This window comes from Luteibacter sp. KNZ12-1A (genome assembly GCF_056755675.1).
This window is the reverse complement of record NZ_JBPGXU010000172.1, coordinates 1-4,044: the sequence shown is the minus strand read 5'-3', so window position 1 is coordinate 4,044 and position 4,044 is coordinate 1. Positions and strand designations below refer to the sequence as shown.

Below are 4,044 nucleotides of genomic sequence, written 5' to 3'. Positions count from 1 at the left end.
GGGCATGGCCGATCGATTATAGCCGATGGGAATCTTGCTTTTGCCGCCTCTTCGGCCGACAGTTCAGGGTCGCGTCGGTGACGCGCGCGCCATCACGGATCCTGCACATGCCACAAGCCACCGCCACCGCACCCGCCGAAGCCGCCGAGCGTGCACGGACATTGCGCCGTCTCATCGAGGACGCGAACTACCGCTATCACGTCCTGGACGATCCGGACATCGCGGACGCCGAATACGACCGGCTCATGCGCGAACTGGAAGCGCTTGAGGCGAACTACGCCGACCTCGCCAGCGACGATTCGCCCACGCGCCGGGTCGGTGCGCGCGCCAAGGGCGGCTTCGCCGAGGTGACCCACGCGGTGCCGATGCTCTCGCTCGGCAACGCGTTCGAGCAGGAAGGCGATACCGACCGCGAGAAGTACCGCGAGATAGCCGATTTCGAGCGGCGCATCGAGCATACCCTCGGCCGCAAGAACCCCGTGTTCTCCGTGGAACCGAAGCTGGACGGACTCGCGATCAGCCTGCGCTATGAAAACGGCGTCTTCGTGCAGGGTGCCACGCGCGGTGACGGCGCGGTGGGCGAGGACGTCACGGCCAACCTTCGCACCGTGAAAGCCATTCCGCTGCGCCTGCGTGGCGAAGGGTGGCCGCGCGTGCTGGAAGTGCGCGGTGAGGTCATCATGCCGCGCGCGGCCTTCGAAGCGTTCAACGAACGGGCCCGCGCCGAGGGGGAACGGCCACTGGCGAACCCGCGCAATGGCGCGGCGGGCTCGCTGCGCCAGCTCGATCCCGCCGTCACCGCGAAACGGCCGCTGGCCTTCTTCGCCTACGCGGTGGGCCGGGTCGAGGGCGGTGAATTGCCGGGTACGCATTCAGCCACGCTGAAGAAGCTTCGCGAGTGGGGTTTTCCCGTGTCGCCGGAGGTCTCCACCGCGAAGGGGTTCGATGGCCTCATCGCCTACTTCCACAAGATCGGCGCCAAGCGCGACAGCCTGCCGTACGACATCGACGGCGTGGTCTACAAGCTGGACGACTACGAAGGCCAGCGCGAGATGGGCTTCGTTTCGCGAGCGCCGCGCTGGGCCATCGCGCACAAATACCCCGCGCAGGAGCAGATGACCACGGTGGAGGCGATCGAGATCCAGATCGGCCGCACCGGCGCCGCGACACCGGTGGCCCGGCTCACGCCGGTGCAGGTCGGCGGCGTCACCGTGACCAATGCCACGCTGCACAATGCCGACCAGGTCGCGCGGCTCGACGTGCGCATCGGCGACACCGTGATCGTGCGTCGCGCTGGCGATGTCATTCCCGAAGTGGCCCGCGTGGTGGAAGAGCGCCGCCCGGCGAAGACCGTGCCGTGGAAGATGCCGGAGACGTGCCCGGTCTGCGGTTCCGAATTGCTGCGCGAGGAAGGTGCCGCCGCCTATCGTTGTTCGGGCGGCCTCGTCTGCGCGGCGCAGCGGAAGGAGGCCCTGATCCACTTCGCGTCGCGCCGCGCCATGGATATCGACGGTCTCGGTGACCGCTTCGTCGATGCCCTGGTCGAGTTCGACATGGTGCACACTCCAGCCGATCTGTACGGACTCACCGTCGAGAGCTTCGTGCGGATGAAGACGCTCGCCGACGAACGCGACGGTTCCACGCCGGAGACCGTGAAGCAGGGCAAGGTCGCCACGAAATGGGCCGAGAACCTGGTCCAGGCCATCGAGGCCAGCAAACGGTCCACCCTGCCGCGTTTCCTGTTCGCCCTGGGCATCATGCACATCGGCGAAAGCACGGCCAAGACACTGGCCAACTGGCTGGGTTCGTTGGAACACGTCCGCCATACGCCCGCGCCGGTGTTGCGCGTGCTGCCCGATATCGGCGACGAGGTCGCGACCTCCATCGCGGCCTTCTTCGAGCAGGACGGTAACCAGAAGGTGGTGGACGCGTTGCTGGCGGCGGGCATCACCTTCACCGATGAAGGCGCGCCTTCGCCGAAACTTCGCGATCGCCTGGGACTGGACGTGCTCCTGGATGCCGCCAAGGTGCCGAAGCTCGGCCCCAAGAGTACGGCCCTTCTCGCGAAGCACTACGCCACCCTCGACGCGCTGGTGAAAGCCGGCGAACACCAGTGGATCGTCGCGGGCGTGCCGCAGGCCGCCGCCGCCAACCTTTCCGCGTGCCTCGCCGATGGTGACCGGCTGGCCGACTTGCGCCGCGCGGACGATGCCATGCGCCGGCTTGCCGAGGCGTTGCCGGCGAAGGCGGCATCCGCGCTTCCGCTCGAAGGCATGACCTACGTGATTACCGGGACGATGGAAACGCTCAAGCGCGACGACGCCACGGAACGCCTGGAATCGCTGGGTGCCAAGGTCGCCGGTTCGGTATCGAAGAAGACCACCGGCGTATTCGCCGGCGAGGCGGCGGGCTCCAAGCTCGATAAAGCGAACGAACTCGGCATACCCGTCTACACCGAGGCCGATCTCGTCGCCTTGTTGCAGGAGCACGGGGTGGCACCGTGAGCGACCTGAAGAACCTGCGCCTGCGTGCGGAAACGTATGCCCACATCCGCGCCTTCTTCGCGGCGCGCGGGGTGCTCGAGGTGGATACGCCGATCCTCTCGGCCGCGGGCAATACCGATCCGAACATCCAGAGCTTCCGCACGCGATTCAGCGGGCATGTCGACGCCGGTGCGCCCGAACGCTGGCTGCGCACGTCGCCGGAATTTCCGTTGAAGCGGCTGCTCGCCGCGGGCCTGGGTGACTGCTACGAACTCGGCCGGGTGTTCCGCGATGGCGAAGCCGGTGGCCGGCACAATCCCGAGTTCACCATGCTGGAGTGGTACCGCGTGGGCTGGGACGAGGCGAAGCTCGCTCGCGAGGTGATCGACCTGCTCGAGCGTGTACTGGTGCAGGCGGGCCGTACCTTCGACATCGTGGAAACGACGTATCGCAGCCTGTACCGCGATGCGCTCGGTATCGATCCACTCACGGACCCGCTGGAGCGCTTGCAGGCGCCCCTGGCCGGTTCCGGTATCGATCCGGAGGGACTGGAACGCGACGACTGGCTCGACCTGTTGATGACGCACAAGATCCAGCCGGCGTTCCCGCGCGACCGGATCACGGTCGTGTCCGACTATCCGGCCAGCCAGTGCGCGCTGGCGCGCATCCGCGAGGACGATCCGCCCGTGGCGAAGCGTTTCGAGGCGTATGTGGGACCGTACGAGGTGGCGAATGGCTACCACGAGCTCAACGATCCCGTGGAGCAACGCGCCCGCTTCGAGCGCGACAACGCGAAGCGGCGCGCGCGCGGGCTGGACGAGGTGCCGATCGACGAGAACCTGCTCGCGGTGCTGGGGCGCATGCCCGATTGCGCCGGTGTGGCGCTCGGTGTCGAGCGGCTGTTGATGGTGCTGGCGCGCACCGACGCGATCGCCGACGTGCTCGCGTTTCCTTTTTCCGAGGCGTGACCGCCATGCTCGAAGCGATTCACCACGTGGCGTTGATCTGTTCCGACTACGCGCGTTCGAAAGCGTTTTACACCGAGGTGCTGGGGCTGAAGGTGGTCCACGAGGCGTATCGCGAAGCGCGCGACTCGTGGAAGCTGGACCTGGAAGTGAGCCCCGGCGTGCAGCTGGAGTTGTTTTCGTTCCCATCGCCGCCGAAACGGCCGTCGCGGCCGGAGGCGCAAGGGTTGCGCCATCTGGCGTTTTCAGTGAGCGACATCGATGCGGTGGTGGCGACGCTCGGTGAGCGCGGGGTGGTGTGCGAGCCGATTCGTGTCGATGAATACACGGGGCGCCGGTTTACGTTCTTTGCCGACCCGGACGATTTGCCGATCGAACTCTACGAGCGCTGAGGGGAACTGGCCCGCTGCCGCGGGATCGCCGCTGAAGCGGCTCCCACAAGAACACCCGCTGCCGTGAGATCGCCGCTGAAGCGGCTCCCACAATGGCTTGCTGAGATAGTTCCTGTGACGCAAGAGCATCGCCGACAGGGTCGGCTCCCACCAAAGCGCGCCGAGGTTCCCACCGGACTGGCTGCAACCTGGTGGGAGCCGACC

3 protein-coding genes are annotated in these 4,044 nt (G+C 66.9%); all 3 read left to right on the top strand.

What is annotated here, in order from left to right; all coding sequences use genetic code 11:
- Positions 1–107 precede the first annotated feature (107 nt).
- The 3 genes from ligA to gloA2 are packed head-to-tail and all read left to right on the top strand — an operon-like array spanning position 108 to position 3,840.
- A complete protein-coding gene (ligA, locus tag ACR9ZJ_RS18995; RefSeq protein WP_481288645.1) occupies positions 108–2,504 on the top strand; it encodes an NAD-dependent DNA ligase LigA in 2,397 nt (798 codons plus the stop codon).
- Positions 2,501–3,451 carry an EF-P lysine aminoacylase EpmA gene (gene epmA / locus ACR9ZJ_RS18990; protein WP_481280560.1) on the top strand — a complete coding sequence of 317 codons (951 nt, stop codon included), beginning with the start codon at positions 2,501–2,503 and terminating at the stop codon, positions 3,449–3,451. Before ligA ends, epmA begins: the two co-directional genes overlap by 4 nt.
- A 5-nt stretch (positions 3,452–3,456) precedes the next feature.
- Positions 3,457–3,840 carry an SMU1112c/YaeR family gloxylase I-like metalloprotein gene (gloA2, locus tag ACR9ZJ_RS18985; RefSeq protein ID WP_481288644.1) on the top strand — a complete coding sequence of 128 codons (384 nt, stop codon included), beginning with the start codon at positions 3,457–3,459 and terminating at the stop codon, positions 3,838–3,840.
- Positions 3,841–4,044: the final 204 nt, after the last annotated feature.

What these genes read in the sequence shown, in the direction of transcription:
- ligA (WP_481288645.1), top strand. Translation starts at nt 108, where the DNA reads ATGCCACAAGCCACCGCCACCGCACCCGCCGAAGCCGCCGAGCGTGCA.
- gloA2 (WP_481288644.1), top strand. Translation starts at nt 3,457, where the DNA reads ATGCTCGAAGCGATTCACCACGTGGCGTTGATCTGTTCCGACTACGCG.